This window comes from Kordia aestuariivivens (assembly GCF_014397005.1).
GTDB lineage: Bacteria > Bacteroidota > Bacteroidia > Flavobacteriales > Flavobacteriaceae > Kordia > Kordia aestuariivivens.
The window spans coordinates 96,590-117,620 of sequence record NZ_JACGWS010000016.1 but is presented as its reverse complement, the minus strand read 5'-3'; the positions used below and the strand labels follow the sequence as shown (position 1 = coordinate 117,620).

The 21,031-nt window shown below is 32.8% G+C and carries 20 protein-coding genes; 12 read left to right on the top strand and 8 right to left on the bottom strand.

Annotated features, from left to right (window positions below; translation table 11 throughout):
- Positions 1-13: 13 nt before the first annotated feature.
- From H2O64_RS20670 to H2O64_RS20660, 3 genes are all read left to right on the top strand, one after another.
- Positions 14-343 carry a hypothetical protein gene (locus H2O64_RS20670; protein WP_187564143.1) on the top strand — a complete coding sequence of 110 codons (330 nt, stop codon included), beginning with the start codon at positions 14-16 and terminating at the stop codon, positions 341-343.
- Between the two features lie 312 nt (positions 344-655).
- Positions 656-2,221, top strand: coding sequence for a M28 family peptidase (locus H2O64_RS20665; RefSeq protein ID WP_187564142.1), 1,566 nt, complete (start codon positions 656-658; stop codon positions 2,219-2,221).
- 141 nt (positions 2,222-2,362) lie between these two features.
- The gene (locus H2O64_RS20660) at positions 2,363-2,719 is read left to right on the top strand and encodes a hypothetical protein (RefSeq protein WP_187564141.1); all 357 of its coding nucleotides are present in this window, start codon (positions 2,363-2,365) and stop codon (positions 2,717-2,719) included.
- Between the two features lie 64 nt (positions 2,720-2,783).
- On the opposite strand, the gene H2O64_RS20655 is transcribed toward H2O64_RS20660, so the two are convergent.
- Positions 2,784-2,927, bottom strand: coding sequence for a hypothetical protein (locus H2O64_RS20655; protein ID WP_187564140.1), 144 nt, complete (start codon positions 2,925-2,927; stop codon positions 2,784-2,786).
- Between the two features lie 194 nt (positions 2,928-3,121).
- Here H2O64_RS20655 and H2O64_RS20650 point away from each other — a divergent pair, with 194 nt between their 5' ends.
- The 7 genes from H2O64_RS20650 (at position 3,122) to H2O64_RS20620 (ending at position 9,588) form a co-directional block, all read left to right on the top strand.
- Positions 3,122-4,093, top strand: coding sequence for a hypothetical protein (locus tag H2O64_RS20650; RefSeq protein ID WP_187564139.1), 972 nt, complete (start codon positions 3,122-3,124; stop codon positions 4,091-4,093).
- Positions 4,094-4,155: 62 nt separating this feature from the next.
- Positions 4,156-6,003 carry a tetratricopeptide repeat-containing sensor histidine kinase gene (locus H2O64_RS20645; protein ID WP_187564138.1) on the top strand — a complete coding sequence of 616 codons (1,848 nt, stop codon included), beginning with the start codon at positions 4,156-4,158 and terminating at the stop codon, positions 6,001-6,003.
- The gene (locus H2O64_RS20640) at positions 5,993-6,736 is read left to right on the top strand and encodes a LytR/AlgR family response regulator transcription factor (protein ID WP_187564137.1); all 744 of its coding nucleotides are present in this window, start codon (positions 5,993-5,995) and stop codon (positions 6,734-6,736) included. The genes H2O64_RS20645 and H2O64_RS20640 overlap by 11 nt, the downstream gene beginning before the upstream one ends.
- Before the next feature lie 476 nt (positions 6,737-7,212).
- Positions 7,213-7,968 carry a hypothetical protein gene (locus tag H2O64_RS20635; protein ID WP_187564136.1) on the top strand — a complete coding sequence of 252 codons (756 nt, stop codon included), beginning with the start codon at positions 7,213-7,215 and terminating at the stop codon, positions 7,966-7,968.
- 29 nt (positions 7,969-7,997) lie between these two features.
- Entirely contained in the window at positions 7,998-8,777 is a 780-nt protein-coding gene (locus H2O64_RS20630; RefSeq protein ID WP_187564135.1) for a hypothetical protein, read from the top strand.
- A 216-nt stretch (positions 8,778-8,993) separates the two neighbouring features.
- A complete protein-coding gene (locus H2O64_RS20625) occupies positions 8,994-9,176 on the top strand; it encodes a hypothetical protein (RefSeq protein ID WP_187564134.1) in 183 nt (60 codons plus the stop codon).
- A gap of 202 nt (positions 9,177-9,378) precedes the next feature.
- Positions 9,379-9,588, top strand: coding sequence for a class I lanthipeptide (locus H2O64_RS20620; RefSeq protein WP_187564133.1), 210 nt, complete (start codon positions 9,379-9,381; stop codon positions 9,586-9,588).
- A 589-nt stretch (positions 9,589-10,177) separates the two neighbouring features.
- On the opposite strand, the gene H2O64_RS20615 is transcribed toward H2O64_RS20620, so the two are convergent.
- The 3 genes from H2O64_RS20615 to H2O64_RS20605 are packed head-to-tail and all read right to left on the bottom strand — an operon-like array spanning position 10,178 to position 13,477.
- Positions 10,178-11,500 (bottom strand): TolC family protein, encoded by a 1,323-nt coding sequence (locus H2O64_RS20615; protein WP_187564132.1) that lies wholly within the window; start codon positions 11,498-11,500, stop codon positions 10,178-10,180.
- A complete protein-coding gene (locus H2O64_RS20610; RefSeq protein WP_187564131.1) occupies positions 11,493-12,203 on the bottom strand; it encodes an ABC transporter ATP-binding protein in 711 nt (236 codons plus the stop codon). Before H2O64_RS20610 ends, H2O64_RS20615 begins: the two co-directional genes overlap by 8 nt.
- A gap of 29 nt (positions 12,204-12,232) precedes the next feature.
- Positions 12,233-13,477 (bottom strand): efflux RND transporter periplasmic adaptor subunit, encoded by a 1,245-nt coding sequence (locus tag H2O64_RS20605; protein WP_187564130.1) that lies wholly within the window; start codon positions 13,475-13,477, stop codon positions 12,233-12,235.
- A gap of 306 nt (positions 13,478-13,783) precedes the next feature.
- Here H2O64_RS20605 and H2O64_RS20600 point away from each other — a divergent pair, with 306 nt between their 5' ends.
- Positions 13,784-15,148, top strand: a complete 1,365-nt coding sequence (locus H2O64_RS20600) for a sigma-54-dependent transcriptional regulator (protein ID WP_187564129.1) — start codon at positions 13,784-13,786, stop codon at positions 15,146-15,148.
- The gene (locus tag H2O64_RS20595) at positions 15,138-16,505 is read left to right on the top strand and encodes a sensor histidine kinase (RefSeq protein ID WP_187564128.1); all 1,368 of its coding nucleotides are present in this window, start codon (positions 15,138-15,140) and stop codon (positions 16,503-16,505) included. The genes H2O64_RS20600 and H2O64_RS20595 overlap by 11 nt, the downstream gene beginning before the upstream one ends.
- A gap of 371 nt (positions 16,506-16,876) precedes the next feature.
- Here the strand turns inward: H2O64_RS20595 and H2O64_RS20590 are convergent, their stop codons facing one another.
- From H2O64_RS20590 to H2O64_RS20575, 4 genes are all read right to left on the bottom strand, one after another.
- Entirely contained in the window at positions 16,877-17,044 is a 168-nt protein-coding gene (locus H2O64_RS20590; protein WP_187564127.1) for a hypothetical protein, read from the bottom strand.
- Positions 17,045-17,062: 18 nt separating this feature from the next.
- Positions 17,063-18,319, bottom strand: a complete 1,257-nt coding sequence (locus tag H2O64_RS20585; protein ID WP_187564126.1) for a KamA family radical SAM protein — start codon at positions 18,317-18,319, stop codon at positions 17,063-17,065.
- Between the two features lie 89 nt (positions 18,320-18,408).
- Positions 18,409-19,380 carry a TauD/TfdA family dioxygenase gene (locus H2O64_RS20580; RefSeq protein ID WP_187564125.1) on the bottom strand — a complete coding sequence of 324 codons (972 nt, stop codon included), beginning with the start codon at positions 19,378-19,380 and terminating at the stop codon, positions 18,409-18,411.
- Between the two features lie 33 nt (positions 19,381-19,413).
- Complete coding sequence (locus H2O64_RS20575; RefSeq protein WP_187564124.1) at positions 19,414-21,015, bottom strand: MBL fold metallo-hydrolase; 1,602 nt, start codon at positions 21,013-21,015, stop codon at positions 19,414-19,416.
- Positions 21,016-21,031: the final 16 nt, after the last annotated feature.

The window sequence follows — 21,031 nt, the reverse complement described above, 5'->3', positions numbered from 1 at the left end:
TAAAATACATACCATGAGAACTTTTTGTATTATTATAGGTAGCATTGCTGCCGTATTAGGTTTTTTATTTTCTTTCTTTTTAGATAGTTTTGCTTTTATGCCTATTGCTTTAGGACTTATTTTAGGAATAGCTGCATTGGTTATTTCTAAAAGAAATGGTTTGCGTGATAGTGTTCCAAAGTTGATCATTGCATTATCATTTCTGGCAGCAGCTATTACCACAATGAATATGTTTAGAGAGAATAAAGTGGCAGATGATGTAAAACAAACTGTAAAAGAGAAGGAACAACAAGAAAAAGAAGACGTCAAAGAGATCGAGAAAGAGCTCGAAGGATTAGAATAAATATAAAAATTCATCAGAAAGTCCATCAGAAATACAACTGATGGACTTTTTTTTATAGAACTCATCTTGACTTTTTCTATTTCCTAAAAAATGGCTAAAATTCGCCCATATTTCAGCTATTTTCTCATGCGTAGCGATGCTATGCCTTTTAAAAATAGTTTTATCTGAACAAATTTTGACTCATTTTCGGTTAAAAACAAAAAGTCAAGATGAGTTCATGCCTAAAAATCAGCGTTTTCACATTTTTTTAAGAAATCTATAACAAAACAAAAATTCTATTTCAATACCTTTGGAAATCCTAAAAAACGAAATATGAGAAAATTACTATCCATAGCACTTTTGGCTTTGATTGGATGTGGCACTAACCAAAAAACTGCGGATCAAAAAGCAGTTCGGAATTTGGATCCTGTCCCATATGCAAACACAATTACCGAAGATGAATTAAAAACACACTTATATACGTACGCTTCTGACGAGTTTGAAGGTAGAGATACTGGATCACCAGGACAGAAAAAAGCGGTTGCATATTTGAGAGATGAATATAAAAGTTTGAATATTCCTGCGGCACAAAAAGATGGAAATTACTATCAAAATGTTCCATTACAGAAAGGAAGTAAATTAAATTCTGAATTAACGATCAATGGAAAATCATATCCGTTTATAGAACAGTTTATATCTATAAGACCAAACGAAAATGGAACAACTGCATTTTCTGAAGTTGTATACTTAGGCTATGGAATTGATGATGAAAAGTATTCAAACTATAAAGGACAAGATGTTGAAGGCAAAGTAATTTTAATCAAATTAGGAGAACCAAAACAAGAAGATGGAAATTATGTAATTTCTGGAACTGAAGACGCTACAAAATGGTCTGGAAATGTTATTCAAGCAATAGGAGCTAAATTAAAAGCTGCGGAAGATCATAAAGCAAAAGGTGTATTATTCTATGTAGATAAATTATATCCCCGTGTGAAGGCGCAGTTTAATTACATGCGAAGTAATAGTAGTATTTCTTTAAAAGGTGAAGCGAATACATTCTTTAATTATTACATTGATACTCAATTAGCTACTGATTTGTATCCGACAATTGCAGCGGATGAAAATGCAACAACAATTAAAGTAGATGGTACGTTGATAAACAAAGATAAAATCAACGATATCGATTCGGAAAATGTAGTGGCAATTATTAAAGGCTCAGAAAATCCAGAAGAATATATTGTTATTTCTGCACACTTAGATCACGAAGGAATTAAGGCACGTCAGATTTATAATGGAGCTGATGACGATGGTTCTGGAACGGTTGCGATTCTTGAAATTGCAGAAGCATTCCAAAAAGCACAAAAAGAAGGAAATGGTCCAAAACGTTCTATTGTATTTTTACATGTAACAGGAGAAGAAAAAGGATTGTTAGGTTCACGATATTATACAGATAATCCAATTTTTCCATTAGAAAATACCGTTGCCGATTTGAATATTGATATGATTGGTCGTATTGATCCAAAACGTACAGAAGGCGATCGTAATTATATCTATTTAATTGGTTCTGATAAGTTAAGTACAGAACTTCACAACATTTCTGAAGAGATTAATAAGAAGTATACAAACATTGAATTGGACTATACATACAACGATGAAAATGATCCAAATCGTTATTATTACCGTTCTGATCATTACAATTTTGCAAAGAACAATGTTCCTGTAATTTTCTATTTCAACGGAACTCATGACGATTACCACAAGCCAACAGATACGCCCGATAAGATTAACTACGATTTATTGACAAACCGTACGAAATTAGTATTTCACACCGCATGGGAATTGGCAAATAGAGATCAAAGAATTGTTGCAGACAAAGCAAAAGTTAAAGCTACAAAGTAAAGCATATTGCACTATAAAAAACGAAGAAAGCTTCCAATTATGGGAGCTTTCTTCGTTTTAGAAATGAGGTATTTATACGCTGTTTTATTCGTGCCATTATGTATAACTTTGAATAATATCAATTTAAAAAAACTTTTTAGTATGGCAACGAATTTAAAAGCAACCATGACAATTCCGAAAAACGGAAAAAATATATGGACAGAAATGATGCAAGATCCATCTAAATTCAAAATTCCTGAAGGAGTGAGCGAAGGCGGATTTATGGCAGCTTCGTATGCAAAATTTTCTGATGGCGTTTCAGTCTTTGGCGGTATTGCAGTTGGAACAGCAGATTATAATTATCCAATGTTTAATGTGTTCGATAAAGATTATAATAGAATTGGTGGCTGGCCAATTGATCCAAGTGATTGGGAAGATTTTCAAGTAACTTCTGTTGAATTTGCATTGAATGATGCCGAAGATCCAATGTATACTTTAGAAATCGTAGAAGCGAGTTAAATTGTTTCTTACTATATTATATAAAAAGCGAACTGAGAAGTTCGCTTTTTGTTTTTGGTGATGCTTATCTTGGATCTTGACAGGAAATACACGCCGTTACACAATTTGTAGCCAATTGTGTATGTCCGCCACCTTTTACAGCAACAATGTTTGCTTTTGAAATTGTCTTTTTGTTTAGTTTTAACGATTGTAAATGTTGTTTTTTCATGATTAAAAGTTTTTTGGGTTATACTTCAAGATAGAAATAATCACTGATTTGCCGTTACAGAAAAACCACCATTTCTGTAATGTATAATTAGAAAATAGTGTTGTTTACGGAAAACCTTTTTTAAGTCCTAAAAAAAAGCATAACTTTAAGTATGAATAAATTAGATGGTAAACATCTTAAAAAAGTAACTCGAAATGAAGATCAAAACTAAAATTATACAATTCACTTTTATCTGCACATTACTCTGTTCTATATCTATTTTTCAAAGTTGTAGCTCTGTCGAAACATTAAAGCCGCTTCCATCTGATGAATCTCCTATTTTAAGAGCATTTCCATCTTATTTTGATGGTGATTTTGAGCTTATTACAAAAGAGCCTGCGGGAGATGATTTTAAATTAGGACGCGATTTTATAAAATTTACAGTGACCGATCAACACAAATTAACCATTGTAAGTTATTTGTCATTCACTAAAGAAGAACTTGCAAAAAAATCAAAATATTATACGATCAAAGGCGAACTTTTGGTATACAAAAATGATAGTTTGCATGCTTTAAAAGAAAAATTAGAAAACAAAAAAAGTACTTCAAATAACTTAACAGAACAGGAATCTAGCCAACTTTTACAATTAAAAGAACAAGATGAAAAAGGACAAATCTTCAAAACTTTCCCATTAAGCATTGATAATAAAAACTATAGCTATCAGAAACAATTGATTTATGAGATTGATTTAAAAACAAATCTGATTTTAGAATATGATGAAAATACCGCTCCTAAAAAGTCGAAATGTGTATTTAAAAAATACAAAGATCATTATTTCTTAAATATGTTTAATAAAGATAAAGAACGTTGGGTTGCTGTTATTTTTCAGGAAAAAGACACTAATATTATAGTGAGTGATGTCGATTTTGACAACTTAAATAAGAATAGTAACTTTTATAAAAGTATCGCGAATCTTATTGAAAAAGAGAAATATACAATTGTGATTGATCCTTCTAAATCACAATTTGAATCGTTAATGCAAGACGCAAATTTTTTAGGTGAAATAGCAACTTTACAACGCACTAAAACTTCATTTTCGAGCATCAATAATCTGTGGCTCTCTATTGGAGCAATCGTTGTTATATTGATCGTATTTATTGTACTGAAAAGATTTCGGATTTTTTAATACGCGCACCACAAACAGCACTTAACATTTGTAAACATACATTTTTTACTTATGTTTACATTATGTCAAAGTATCTATCGTGTGTATTTTTAGTGTTTGTAGTGATTGGTTGTCAAAAAAAATTGACTCCTGTTGAAGCGTCTCAAAAGGTTAGTTCGCTTCAGCAAAAAGCTATAAAAACTGCTTCAGATTCTACATTTTATTATCTGCAAAAAGCAGACAAACTCATTCAGCAACACGCGGGCGTTTCTGATTCGTTGAAAACCGAAAATTTGTTTCAGTTTGGATTGTATTACAGAGAGCTAAGCGACTTAGAAAATGCTTCAGAATATTTCTATAAAGCCACAGAAGCACAAGAAGATTCTATTCAAAATTCGCGACAGTTCTTTCAGTATTTTGTTGCTTTTGAAACCTATAAAAGTCTTGGGAAATATGGCGATTGTATGACTTTAGCAGATTCGTTCAAACGAAAAATAAACTTGAAAAAAGACCCGCTAAATTCAGGTCATTATTATTTCTTTCTGGAAGATATTTACAAAGTGACTTCGCGTTATGAAAAAGCACTTTCAGCCAATAAAAAACGGATTGAAATTATTGAAAAAAATCCTTCTTTGAAGTTGACAAACCATCAAGAGTTACTGAGTCAATACAATATTTTATATTACTTAAATCGTGAAAACGAAGGTGTAAAAATCTTAGATGATTTAATTCGAAAAGATTCGCTTTTAACCACCGATTTAAAACGTCAAGTATATTCTTCCAGAGGTATTTACGATTTTTATCAAGGTGATTTTACAAGTGCGATTTCAAACTATAAAAAATCACTCAAAAATGTAAAATTATTGAAAGTTTTTGATCAAAATGAACTGTTGGCAAATAGTTATTCCAACATCGCTGAAGCGTATATTATCATAAAAGAGTATGACAAAGCACGTAAGTATTTAGATTCTGCAAAAGGTCAAAATTTTGAAAAATTACCAAACGATTATCAACGAAATATTTTAAAATATGAACTCAAATTAGCAAACGAAACGCAAGAATCGTTAGCAATTGTTGAAACTGAACTCGATCGTTTGTTGGACAATCAAAATAAATCATACCAAGACAAATACGAATCTGAATTGCTTGCGTTGAAAGAATCGGCAGCAAATGAAGCCTTACTGTTTGAACAAAAGAAAAATACTGAACTCAAAAATATCCGATTGCGCAATACTTTGTTTCTACTTTTCAGTGTTTTATTGTTGTTTACGCTAGGCGGAATTCTCTATTATAGAAATAAAAAACTACGTTTTGAACGGCTCAATTTACAAATGCAACAACGTTTATTGCGCAGTCAGATGAATCCGCATTTTACGTCAAATGTCCTCTACTCTATTCAGAATACGATTAAATTTAGTTCGGAAGAAGCAAAAAAACATTTGGTAAAGTTTTCACGATTGTTGCGTTTGATTTTAGAAAATTCGACAAAAAATTACATTCAATTTGAAAAAGAAATTGACGCGCTTAAAAAGTACATGGATTTTCAGTTGATTCGCTTCCCAGAAAAATTTAGCTATACGTTTACCTACGAAAATATGGAGGAAGATGATTTTATTTTTGTTCCGCCAATGCTGTTGCAACCTTTTATTGAAAATAGTATTGAACACGGTTTTTCCGCGATGGAACATGGTGGTTTGATTGCGTTGACATTCACGAAGAAAGACAGCTATATTTTATGTGCAATTCGCGATAACGGAAAAGGATTTTCAGATCCAGGAAGTACGTTTAAAGACTCTGTTTCGATCAAATTAATTGCTGATTTCTTGAAAAAATCGACCAAAAAAGAAGTTTCTATTGAAACAAACACACAATCAGAAACAGGAGTTTTAGTTACCTTAGCGATTCCTTATAAACTTTCAGATGAAAATTAAAACGCTCATTATTGATGACGAAGCCGCAATTCGCAATGACTTGAAAGAGAAACTTCGAGAACATTTTAGCGAAACTGTTGAAGTTGTTGGTGAAGCTTCCAATGTTGCTTCTGGAATTGCACAAGTGAAGGCTTTGAAACCCGATTTGATTTTGCTCGATATTCATTTAGGCGACGGCACCGGATTTGATCTATTGACAGCAATTGACAATAAAGCATTCAATATAATTTTCATCACAGGGTTTGATAATAATGCTATTAAAGCAATTAAAGTTGGCGCGCTAGATTATATTTTAAAACCTGTAGACGAAGACGAATTTACGGAAGCTATTGAAAAAGTGATTGCACTTAAAAGCGAAGAAAATCATTTGGATAAATTAATAGAAGTTTCACAAGATTTCTTTGAAGGTGTAAAAGAGAAAAGAGTGATTTTAAAAACGTCTGACGCTGTGTACGCAGTCTATGAGAAAGATATTTTATATTGTCGTTCAGAAGGAAATTATACTACATTCTACACACAACAACAAGAAAAGATAATGATTTCAAAACCATTGAAAAAGGTGGAAGAATTGTTATCTCCAGAATTGTTTATTCGTTGCCATCAATCGTATATTGTAAATAAGAAACATGTCATTAAGTATGATAAAAATGGTGTACTCATTATACATTTGGATATTAAAGTTCCCGTTTCTAGCAGAAGAAAAGACTTTACATTAGAGAAGATATTTACGTGATTTTTTTAACGTGAGTTCTCGATATAATTTCTAGAAAATTTAGAACTAAGTATTTCATTTTTAGTTTTTTATTTTCTTTTACTTTGCTCGCACAAAGAATACTGAATCAAGTTCAGCACAGGCTTCAACAAAAGAAAGTGCGCTTTTTAGCTCATATTATTTATATTTTAAACTAAAGTATTCATGAATCTTCGATTTCCAGAGGTGTTTTAAGCTTTCTCTTTGGAAAGCTTAAACCGCAATCATTTTACTAAATTTTCTCCAAGGCTTCGAAAATTCTTAACGTAAAATGACTGCTACACTACGGAAAAAGAATCCGTTGCTTATAATTTTTATATCGAACTCCAATTATTTCACGAATATGAAGTAAAGTCGCGCGAATATGAAGTGAAAGCCTTCAAGTATCATTGCAATCGTTCTATTCGTAAATTAATCCTTATTTTTAAAATAAAGTTCATCTCATAATAGCATTGTATATGAAAAAGATAGTATTCCCTTTACTGTTGCTTCTTTGTATTTTTTCTTGTCAAAAAGAAGATCCTTTAACCGAAGAAGAAGCCATTGAAACAACAATTATTAAAAGTTCAAGAAGTCCTTCAGATGACACCTATTCTCCACGAGAAGAATTAGAAATCAGCTTGCGTTGGGTTTCATATATTACAGGAAGTGTCTTAAGAGATAGTCCGGAAGCAAAATTGGAGATTGCAGCATTACTTCAAAGTGGAAATACTATTGTTAAGTTGCATGAGATTTTAGAAAACAATACGGTATTTGCAACTACATTTCATCAAAAGGCAGGTTTATATTTGATTATGGGTTATCCAAATCATGATAAAACGCGGCCAAATCCACCTCCAATAGGAAGCGGACAATCTAACCATGCAGCAATATTTATAAATTATATTTTGAACGAACAATGCATTGAATTGTACTTTCCAAAGTCAATGGATTATGCTGGAAATTACACGATTACCACAACAGGACATCCAATGAATGCGGAAGATGATTCGAATGCTGGAATTATTCGTTATTACGAACCGCAATTAGAAAGAAGCAGTAATCTATATTCTACCACACACAATGTAATGGTCACGCCTGCGTATGTGCAAAATTACAATAATATCATTATAGCGCGTCCTTATAGACTGCCTTCTCAACCTATAAATGGCATCAGTTGTGATTATATACAATATGACGACATTGAAGATTTTACAGACTTTTTAGATTATTGAAACAAAAATCACCTTATACTATATTGCAGATGAAAAAGATACTATTTCCTTTATTGTTGCTTCTTTGTGTTTTTTCTTGTCAGAAAGAAGGTTCATTATTTGAAGAAGAAGCAATACAATCGAAACCAATAACACTTAAAAGTTTTGAAACTACAAGCAATTACAGTGAGCGAGAAATATTGGAAATCAATATGCGTTGGACAGCTTATATTGCAGGAAGCGTCCTGAGAGATAATCTAGATGCAAAATTAGAAATTGCAGCGTTGCTTCAAAATGGAAATCGAGTTATTAGATTGAATCAACTGTTAGAAAACAATACTGCTTTTGCAGATGCATTTCGTAACCAAACAAACTTTTATTTCATTGAAGGCCGTCCAAGTCACGATAAAACTAGACCAAATCCACCTCCACAAGGAATCAATGGCGGTGGACATTCAAGTCTTACAGGACTGTTTATCAGTTATATTCTGAATCAACAGTGTATTGAATTGTATTTTCCAAAGTCAATGAATTATACAGGAAACTACACGATTACTACAACTGGTCATTCAATGAATCCATTAGAAAATTTTAATGATGGAATTATACGCTATTACGATCCGCTACTAGGAACAACAACAGGTAGTGAAGGTGATAATGTTTATTCTACGACACACAATGTAATCGTTACAAACGCGTATGTGAACAACTATGATAATATTATAATTGCACGTCCATATAGAAATTTTGATGAACCAATAAATGATACAAATTGTAGTTATACACAGTATAATGATATACAAGATTTTAAAGACTTTTTAGATTATTAAAAGTAATTTTTTAGATCGAATTAAAAGCCGTTTGCATTTTATGTAAGCGGCTTTTTTTTATATGTTTTATGGAATTGATTACGAATTTGAAATAGACACGTACACTTATGAATTTACTATTGTTTACAGTGATTACATTGCGCATATTTACAGTGTAAGACAGAGAAAAACTGTCAATACACACTACTAATTTATTAACTTCAAACTATAATTATTATGAAAAAAAAGAATTTTAAATCATTGGAACTCAACAAAAAATCTATTTCTAGTTTAAAGGAACAAGAAGAAATAAAAGGAAAAGGTATTTTAACTTATGCTGACACTTGTTATTTATGTACTGGATTAGCTGGGTCGTGTTGGTGTAATTTAACAGTTACTGGTTGTCCTACAGAAAGATAAATTATAAAAAGAACTTCGGTTCAGAAATGGTCAGAATTTCTTCTGACCATTTTTTTGATTTAATCTCGAATATGAAGTAGATAGCTGCGCTTATGAATTTACTATTGTTTACAGTGTTTAGTTTGCTCATATTTACAGTGTAAGACAGAAGCTAAGACTGTCTGTAAACGATTTTAGCATATTAACTATAAACTGTATTATTATGAAAAAAAAGAGCTTACACGCAAAATTAAACTTAAAGAAAAACTCAGTATCAAATTTAGACACAAACCAAGTTAATGGTGGTGGAGCAAAATCTGGATATATATGTTCTAACCATTGTACGCATGAATGTTCATTTCAAGGTGATTGCGGAACTACTGATCCAGCTCCATTTACAGTACATATACAATCAGATTGCGCTTGTTTATAAAACATGTTAAAACTTCATTTTTTCACTATGAAATTTTTAAAAATTCATCAATTCATTTTGGTGATTTTTTTTTGTTATTATAATATGAATTTGATGTAACTTCTATAAAACAAAATTTGATTATCTCTTGAAAATTTAGAACTAAGTATTTCGTTTTCGTTTTCTTTGCGCGCACAAAGAAAAGAAACAAAAGAAAGTGCGCTTTTTCCAGAGGTGTTTTTAGTTTTTCTCTCGAAAAACTAAAACCGCATTCATTTTTCTAAATTTTTTCCAAGGCTTCAAAAATTCTTAACGAAAAATGCCTGCTACACTTCGGAAAAAGAATCACCTGCGTGTAATTTTTATATCGAACTCTAGTTATTACAGATTCTAAACAGAAATTTTACATACAAAAAAAGCCTTCCGTGGGAGAAGGCTGTTTTTCTGATGTAGAGATCGGGTTATGATCAGTGAACTCTAAATCATTGAGCTAAACAATTATTAATAAAAATGTTTATTTCCAGTTTTTAGGCTTTTTAGAATTATTCTTCATTTATTGTTAGTATGGTTATGGTCCTAAATCCCTGAAATAAAAAGTTTTAACTTGTATTTACAATAGCGAATCAATGCTTCCTGTTAGGAATAAAAGTTCGTATCTATTGTACATTAGTTGGTAATTTATTTGGTTGAGTAATAAAGAAGCTTCAATATAGTTTCGTTGCGCTACGCCTAAGTCTAAAGGATTTCCTTGTCCTAAGTAGTATCGCTCTTGTTCTAATTCATACGCTCTTTTTGCTGATTCTGTTTGATCTTGTCTATAGGTAACTTTCTTTTTGTTTGCCGAAATGGTATTGATAATGTTTTTCAATTCTACATAGATGTCATTTTTAACTTGTATAACATCTAGTTCTGCATTTTGATAATCTTGTCGGGCTTTGTACACAGCATTTCTTACGCCCATTCCATTAAATATTGGAACATTTATAGAAAGTCCAAAAGTATTGGTAATGTTATCTTTTAGAAACTGCTCATTAAAGGTTCTCGCCTGAAAAGATGAATATTGTGATCCATAATTGTAAAACAATGATATAGATGGTATGTACCTAGAACGTTGTAAACTCGCTTGATATTTACTCGCCAATGCTTGTGATTGAAGCTGTTTGTAATCGTTACGAACTTCTAGTGCTTGTAAGTATAAACTATCAATATTTATATCGCCTTTGAATAATTTTGCTTCTAGGTCTTTATCTAGTTGAATTTCTTCTGCTGGATTTATTCGGAGCAATAATATAAGTTCATTCTTTTTTGTATTTAATACATTTAAATTGTCTTCTCTGGAAGATTTTAAACGACTCCATTCCGCATTTTGAGTATAAAAATCCTGTCCTGGTAATGAACCAACTCTGATAAGCTCTTGTGTTCTTTTTAATTGTTCTTCTTGTACATCACAAAACTTACTGAAAATTTCATCTTGTTTGATGGCTTGTAATGTTTCCAAGTATCTTCCAACCACATTCAACATTACAAAGTCTTTTGTATACGCTAATTGTGCTTTTTGACTTTCATGATTGTATTTGGACTGTTTTACATCTGCAATTTTATTGAACACATTCAAAATATCCCAACTTGCTGTAATGGAAGCATTTACATACTGTCCAGTTTCTGTTCTTAACACTCCAGTAATTTGGTCAAAATTGGTTCCCGTAGATTCAGATAGATTTGCTGAACCGTTTACAGATGGTAATAATGAAACAAACGCTCTTGCTTTATCAAACTTTGTAGTAGCTTCGTTATTTTTATCTTTAGCAATATCTACATTATTTTCTACCGCCAATTTTAATGCTTCATCAAGAGTTAATATATCTTGGGCATTAAGAAACATGGAGTTTCCAATAAATAGAATTAAAAAATATGTAAAAAATAGCTTATTCATTGTCAATGTTAGGTTCTAGTTCTTGAGACTTGTTTATGTTTTCTGTCACTATTTTTCCATCAAATAAATTAATGATACGGTCTGCATATTTTGCATCAACTGGCGAGTGTGTCACCATTACAATTGTAGTTCCAGATTCGTTTAGTTCTTGCAATAAATTCATCACTTCTGTTCCGTTAGCAGAATCTAAGTTTCCTGTTGGCTCATCAGCAAGAATAATTTTCGGTTTTGTTACAATAGCTCTGGCAATTGCCACACGCTGTTGTTGTCCACCTGATAATTGTTGCGGATAGTGACTTCTTCTGTGCATGATTCCCATTCGCTCTAATGCTTCGTTTACTTTGATAACACGATCTGCTTTAGATACTTTTAAGTATAATAATGGTAATTCTACATTTTCAAATACCGTTAATTCGTCTATAAGGTTGAAACTTTGAAATACAAATCCGATGTTTCCTTTTCGTAAGTTCGCTCTGTCTTTTTCTGAATATTTTACAACTTCTTCATCGCCAAACCAATATTCTCCTCCAGAAGCGCTATCTAATAATCCTAAAATATTTAATAACGATGATTTTCCACATCCACTAGGTCCCATTATAGCTATAAAGTCTCCTTTATTTATTGTCAAGCTTATTTCGTTTACAGCGGTAGTTTCCACCTCATCGCTCACGTATACTTTTAGTAATTTATTAATTTTGATCATATCCCCTTTTTCTTATGTTTATTATTCAGTTACCATACTAACTCTTCATTTTCCCCAAACGTACTATATGAAGAAATAATAACGCGCTCTCCTGGACTTAATCCGTCAATGACTTCATAATTTGCCGTGTTTCGTCTTCCTAATCGGATCTGTCTTCTAACAGCTTTGTTGGTGCCGTCTTCTACAAAAATCCAGTTTCCACCTGTACTTTGGTAAAATCCTCCAACCGGAATGAGCGTTGCAATAGATGGATTTCCTAATTCTATTTTTAATCGTAATGATTGTCCTCTTCTAATACCTTCTGGAATTGCTTCCATGAATTGCATATCAACATCAAATCGTCCGTTGGTTATGTTTGGATATACATACGTAATTTGAAGTTCGTACAATTTATTTGCAATTTCAGTAGTTGCACGAAGCCCTTTTTTAATTTTAGATAAATATAATTCATCTACAGGAACTCGTATCTTATAGACACCCGAAACATCAACTTGTCCTAAACGTTCTCCTTTGTTAATGTTTTGACCTTCTTGCAATTGCGGAGAAGATAATTGTCCATCAATTGGTGCTTTAATAATTAGATTATCTAATATTTGTCGAACTCCATCTAAGTTTTCTAACATACTTGCTTCCGAAGAACGTAATTGTTTTAATTGTAACACACGCGCCGTAGAATCACTCTCAAATGCTTTGAGTGTAAATACTTTTCTTTTGATGTTGTATTTATAATCCGCTTCTGTTTTTTCAAAAGTTTGTTTAGAGATCAATTGCTTTTTGAATAAGATACTATCTCTTCTAAATTGTGGCTTTAGAATTTGCAGTTGATTTTCTATTTGTGCTAATTCTTGTTTCTTCGTTAAGAAGTTTTGATCTAATTGAAGTCGCGTTGTACGAATTCTATTGATTTGTTCGTTCAATGAATTTTCCTGACTTAGTACACTTAGTCTTAAATTGATGTTTTCCAATTCGATAATTTTATCTCCTTTTTTTACATCCGCACCACTTTCTCTAAAAATTTTGGTGATGTTCCCACCTTCAACAGCATCTAAGAAATAGGTTCTTCCCGGAATTACTTCTCCAAGTTGTATAATATACTCTTGAAAATCTCCACTTACAACACTCGAAAATGCTACTTTAGCTGGGTCAATTTTTAGGGTAGATTTATTTTCACGTAATAAGAAGTAATACAAGATAAATCCTGCAAAGAAAACAACCAATGCGATAGAGGTTATTTTTTTATATGTCCACTTTTTTTTGGCGATCTTTTTGTCCATCTATATATACTATTAAATTTTGTTACCACTTTAGCAATATGCGTACCACTTTTTACTAGTAGCTCATGTACAACACTTTACGCGAAAACCCCATATTTCATAAGTGTTCGATATCGAACACTTATGTCCGAAATCGAACACTTTTTTGCAGTGTTGAACAGCTAATTTAGGTTTTTTTTACACATTCAAAAACAACAGTAGTTGTAAAACTTTTAGCCTATTTCTTGAATAAAAGTGTATTTTTGTTATTCACATCTTTTTAAAAATTTTATATTGTTTGAAGAGATGATTTAAAACATTCACAATATGTCTAAACCGCAAAAATCTGGAAGCATTTTAATCGTAGATGATCACTACGATATTCTTGTTGCTGCAAAGTTATTTTTGAAGCGTTATTTTGCACATATTGAAACATCTACGGATCCGGAAAGAATTCCAAGTATTTTAGCACAACATACATTTGATGTGGTAGTGCTCGATATGAATTTTACCAAAGATATTAGTAGCGGAAAAGAAGGTTTTGATTGGTTGCAAAGAATCAAAAATTTGGACGCTACGCTTCCTGTTGTAATGATGACAGCGTATGGCGATATTCAACTTGCGATTAAAGCAATGAAAATGGGCGCTACCGATTTTGTGTTGAAACCTTGGGATAATGAAGCTTTTTTGAAAACTTTGCGAGACGCAATTCAAAAGGAAAAGAATGAACTTTCCGAAACAACGACAAATAATTACCAACAAAAATTTCCAACCATTATTGGCGAAAGCGAACCAATGTTAGCGGTTTTTAATGTGGTTGATAAAATTGCAGCTACAGATGCTAATGTGCTTGTTTTAGGTGAAAATGGTACTGGAAAGGAATTAATCGCGAAAGCAATTCATGAACATTCAAACAGAAGTTCTGGACCTTTTGTGAGTGTAGACCTCGGTTCTATTAGTGCTTCTTTGTTTGAAAGCGAATTGTTTGGACATAAGAAAGGTGCTTTTACAGATGCGCGCGAAGATCGTGTAGGACGTTTTGAACTCGCACAAGGTGGAACTTTGTTTTTGGATGAAATTGGCAATTTATCGCCGCATCTTCAATCGAAATTATTAACCGCTTTGCAAAGCAGAAAGATTGTCCGCGTTGGAAGCACGAAAGAAATTCCAATTGATATCCGATTGATCTGTGCTACAAATATGTCACTTCCAGATATGATTTCTAAAAAAGAATTTAGACAAGATTTATTATACAGAATTAATACCATTGAAATTGATTTGCCGCCATTGCGGGAACGAAAAGGAGATATTGTTTTATTGGCAGATCATTATTTGAAACAATATTCCGAGAAGTATCAAAAAAAGTTGGAAGGATTTCATAAGAATGCCTATTTAGAATTGAAAGCCTACAATTGGCCAGGAAATATTCGTGAGTTACAGCATACAATTGAACGTGCCGTTATTATGAGTACAATGCCAATGTTGTCTACGGATGATTTTCAGTTGAAACGACAAGCTTCTGATGCTGAAACTTTAGATGATTCATGGGATACATCGACACTGCATGAAATTGAAAAACAACACATTAAGAAAGTCATGACCACACATGACGGGAATATTTCCTTAGCCGCAGAACAATTAGGAATCACCAGAGCTTCACTCTATAGAAGATTAAAAAAATATGGTCTTTAATAGATTTCAACTTCAAATAATAATTTACCTCATAGGCATTTGCCTTAGCTTTACTGCTGCGCTTTATTTGGTGTTTTTCATCGGAAATTTTCCCGCAGTTTTTGGCGCTATTTTGTGTACAATTGTTGGCGCGATCTTGTTTCGCTATTTATATCTTTTTATTGCTAAGACGAATCAAAAATTGCAACGTTTTATCGATTCTATAAAGTATGCTGATTTTGTGTTGAAGTTTTCTTCTGATGATAGTTTGGATCGGAATTTTAAAGGACTTAATAATTCATTCAACTCTATTTTAGAAGCTTTTCGAAAAGAACGGGCTTCTAAAGAGGAAAATTTACAGTATTTAAAAACCATTTTACAGCAAGTAAATACCGGACTTATGGTGGTACATAATGATGGAAGTGTTGTGTTGGTGAATGATCGTGCTAAGAAGATCATAAATCTTAGACGCATCAACCATATTGATCAATTGAAATCTATTGATAAGCGTTTGTATAAAATACTAGATTCATTTAGTGTAAACTCGAATTATTTGTTGGATTTTCATGATAATACACAACTTATTATTCGATCTACTTCGTTGAAAATTAAGAGTAAAACCGTTCGAATTTTTACGTTTCAGAATATTTATTCAGAACTTCAACAGAAAGAAATTGAATCTTGGCAAAATCTAATTAAGATTTTGCGTCATGAAATTATGAACAGCATTACGCCGATTAGCTCTTTGAATGCTACGCTTCAAGATATTTTGGATGAAGATTTAGTGTTGGAAGATTCTAAGTATATTCTACCAGAAGAAAGTGTAGAAGATTTAAAAGAAGGTTTGAGCACTATTGGGAATAGAACAGACGGTTTGGTAAAGTTTATTGATTCGTATCGTGTGTATTCAAATCTTCCAAAACCAAATTTTGAACAACTTGATTTAAACGAACTCATCCAGAAAACGTCCCAATTACTTGATCCAGAAGTTACAAAGTCAGGCATTGCCTTTGAATATTCAATTCCAGCGAAAGCTATTGAAATTAAAGGAGATTCGTATTTGTTGGAAATGGTACTTATTAATTTGGTAAAGAATGCTATTCAAGCAAATGAAGGTATTGCAAATGCTAGAATTAAAATTACGGGCGGATACGATGAAAAAGGCGTTCCTTTTGTTGCTGTAATGGATAATGGAAAAGGAATTGTTCCCGAAGCTATTGATAAAATTTTCATGCCCTTTTTTACGACCAAAAAGATTGGTACAGGAATTGGATTGAGTCTTTCCAAGCAGATTATGCAATTACATCATGGAACTTTGGTCGTGAAATCAGAAGAAGGAAAACAGACTACTTTTACATTAAAGTTTTTATCGCAGTAATTATAAAACATAGAAAAGCCCAAGAATTTACATCCTTGGGCTTTTATATTTTTTATAGTCTTCTATTACTTAAGCATCCAAATATTTGTAGGGACAGTTTAGCTTTTTAGTGAAGTTTACTTATACTATTGCTCGCTACACAATTCACTACGACAAAACTCTCCATAATCTTTAGAATATTCCTTTGTACATACGTATGTATTCTCTCCTCCAAGTATACGTCTTTGTACTAATTTTGAAACTGTTTGCTTTTCTAAGCTTAATTTTTTGAAACTTTTTTTCATAATCTTAAAGTTAATTGGGTTAAATTTTGTCTCTTCATTGAGACTTTTGTAATGTATGCTACACAGTAAGGGCTCTAGAGAAGTATGCTACATTGGTGAATCACCGTTACATGCTTCACTACGACAATATTCTCCGTAATCTCTTGAAAACTTCTTTGTACAGACATAACTATTTTCTCCTCCGCTTATGCGCGCCTGTACTAATTTTGAAACTGTTTGCTTTTCCAAGCTTAATTTTTTGAAACTTTTTTTCATTGTATTTATGGTTTAAAATTAATAATTCGTTATTTCTGATTTTACTTCTACTAAATCATCAATCCACATAGGTTTTGGTGTCGTAGGTTCCGCTGTGAATACTTTAAATGTTTTGCTATTATCTCTGTGTTTTACGTATCGTAACGTGTATACATTGTCATTAACGCCTAGTATTTCTACTTTTCCGTGTGTCATAGACATTACAGGTCCTTTTGCCGTGGATGCTAATCCTGTGCAATTTCGGATGGCTTCTGTATATAATTCATATGCACTTTCCAACGTTTCTGCAAAGTAGTGTTGCGCGCCTGTGTCTCTTGGTAAAAACATGTAGTAAGGAATACAATTGAGTTGTACTTGCCTTTCCCACATGGTTGTCCATGTTTCTGCACTGTTGTTTATGAATCGTAATAAAGGAGATTGTGTTCGTATGGTTGCTCCAACTTTTCGTAAATTATCGATTGCTTCTTTTACTACTGGTGGCTCTAATTCTACTGGATGATTAAAATGTGCCATAAACCCTAAGTGTTTTCCGGCATCTGTAATTTTTTGCAATACATTCAGCATTCCTTCCGCGTCATCATCCGTTGTAAATTTGTATGGCCAATAGCTTAATGCTTTGGTTCCGATACGAATGGTAGTGATGCTATCTACTTTGAGTAATGGTTCTATGTACGAATCCAACACACGCGAATTCATAATCATCGGATCGCCTCCTGTGAACAATACTTCTGAAATTTGCGGATTTCTTTCTAAGTATTCTAACAGTGGATCAATTTCCTTTGATTGAATTTTAAAATCTAAATCGTTGATAAATTGTGGCCATCGAAAGCAAAATGTACAATACGCGTGGCAGGTTTGACTTTGGCTAGGAAAAAACAATAAAATATCATTGTATTTATGTTGAATTCCTTCTAGTTTTTCTTCTCCAAGATACGCACCATTCAAATCTGTTTGTCCCGCAGGATGCGGATTTAACTTCATTCGAATGTCATAAATTACTTGTTTGATTTCTTGCTCCGTTCCGTTTGCGCGGACTTCTTTTAGTTGTTCAAAATCTTCTGTTTGCAACATTTCCTTGTGCGGAAAGTTTAAACGAAAGATTGGATCATCTGGAATGTTATTCCAATCGATAAGTTTTTCTAATACATAGTTGTTTGTTTTGAAAGGATAAATTGAGCTTACTATTTTTATTTCCTCCATTTGCTCTTCACTAAGACCACTTAATTGAGGAATCTTTTCAAGTTTATTTAATGTATATGATTTAAATTTTTGCATGTTCAATTTATTAATTTTTATTTTTTTTGGTAACATCTATAGTTTGTGTAAGATGTTGGGTACGCTACTACGTTGGTATTCGCTTGAGATTATCCCATAGATGCTAAAATGCTACGATCGCCAGTAAATGGTAATCTACCATGTAGGGCAGTCATATTATCAACCATTAATAAATCGCCTTTTTGCCAAGGTACAGGAATGGTAAGTTCGTCTAATACTTCAATGATATTTTCGATGTATTCTTTTTTGATTTCTGTTCCATCAGCAAAACGAGAGAACATTGGCAATGCGTCTTCTTCTCCGCCATTCATAAGTAACAGTGTTTCGTATATTTCTTCTTCGTACATTGCGGCAGGAAAGAATTGATCTACTTGATTGAACCATAAGCGTTCTCCAGTAATTGGATGTTTTCTAATGGCAGGTCTGTGTTGCGTTAATCGTACAATTCCATCTTTTCTCCAGTCTACTTCTATTCCATTTTCCTTGCAGTATGCTTCCATGAAGCTTTTATCTTCAGTTTCAAATGCTTCCTGCCATGATGGTCCTAAACCAGCACCTGAGTGTAAGTTTCGGATGTATGTAATTTGTTTTGTATCAAATGCTTCAACGACTTCAGGTTTGATTAAATCTAACGCCCTTTTACAATCGCCAACAGTAGTTTGTCCGCCTGTAGTTGCTGGATTTTGGCAACAGAAGAATATTTTTTTCGGATAAATGTTAGAGTATGAAAACTCTGTGTGTAATCGTACTATGGAAGCTTCATCGTATTCAGAAGCATTGTATACGTTTGAAGAGTATTTTCCTCTTGAAGAGTTTCCATCAAGAAAAGCGGGTGCTTTTGGACATAATTCCTCCATTAGACTTCCAAACTTGTCAACATTGTCAATATTAATTCCAACGACATGAATTGCTCCAACATGCATTAATCGATCTTCAATAACTTCTTTATTTTCTTCGTAGTATGCTAAAAACTTATCCATGCTTCCATCTTTAAAAGTAATGGTCATTGGATATTTGTCTTCTTCAACTATAATGTCTTGGTGTGATGTTAGTGTTTTCATTTTTTCCTTTTTTTAATTCGGTTTATTATTTAATTAGTCAATTTCATAGTGTAATTCTTTTTCCCCATACAAGCGCTCGGCTTCTATGTTGTTTTCCTTACAATGATTGATGAGATTGTTTGAAGCTACTATTGGATGCGCTTCTTCATTGTAACGAACGCTACTGATAAATTCTACCCAAGGTTCTAATCCCATTGCGTAGACGTATAATTCTTTTGGCTGAAACGATTTGACCAAGCCTTTTCCTCTTTCGAAGTTTGATCCTGCGAGTCTTCTAGTACTGTCAATATCTCTGTCTACTTCTTTTTCTATTAATGGTCCGTAAACCCAAGAAAAAGGAGCACCATCACATTCCATTCCTAAGAAGATAACATCAATAGAACCAATGTGCTTTGCTACAATGTCATAGAGTTTGGGTTCTATATTGCAAGAATCTGCCATGAACATCATTGAGTTTTTACCGATGTTAACTGCGTAACATATTTTTGCCTGAATGTCTAAATCGCCATGCTCTCCCAAGAAAGGAACTCCCGTAATTTTACATTCGTTCGCTTCAATGGTTTCCAAATCTCCTAATTCCAACACGTTTTCAAAACCAATGGTTTGCAACATGAGTTTTAGGTTTGGATCTTGCAAGTTTCCTGTGGCTCCTTTTGGAACTACAACGTTTTTTACCATGTGTCGTAAACTCAACATGGTTTCAAATAAAATATGATCTTGATGGTTGTGTGTTATTAACACATAATCAATTTCTTCCGGCAAGTCTTGTAATGAATACCTGTTGACTTCATTTTGATATCCGTAATAGCTTATTACAGGATCAACCAATATGGAAATGTCTTTGGTTTCTATTAAGATGCACGCATGTCCGTAATAGCGCATTCTGATTTTATCGCCTGTATATTTTTTATATTTTACAGGTTCTTCCGTGGTAAATAATGATTGAAATAATGCTTTTTGATCTTCAGTTATGTTGAAATCGTTGTACAGATTTTCTAAGGTATCAGGTACATTTCGCATGCTACACATTTTGTCAATGGCTTTATGTGCAAACGGAATGTTGATTTCTAAGCAATTTTCATCAGGCAATCTTGCTGTACTCAATACAAAAGGACGTTCGTCATTTTCGGTAAGCCAAAGCGTGATACTTTGTGCATCCGTATTGTAGTATTCACTTTTGTACATGAGACTTTCAAAGATTCTAAACGAAGGATTTCCGTTGAGATCGTAATTGAGTTCAACATATCCTTTTAGTACTTCTGGTACTTTTTCGTATATCGGTTCTAGTGAGTATCCATCTCCGTGTTTTTCCAATAATCTGGTCAATTCATGAATTGCTTTCGCTAATTCAAGCATCTCTTTTCGATCTTCGTGCGCATGTTTTATGAGTGCCTGTACTTCTTCCTTTCGATTTGATTTGTAGTTCATGAAAGGGCCACCCAACATTTTAGGATTTCGCGTAGCTGCCATGTGAATGTTTGGAGCTTGCACATACGAGTTCATGATTTTTAAATGTCTAGACTTCATATTCATCGCTGATGTAGGCGGATAAATTAGATGCGTCCAAGCATACCATTTATCTATTAATGGTTCTAAAACTACATTGGGTTTCAGATATACTTTTTCATTTTCCATAGTTACTTTTTTAATA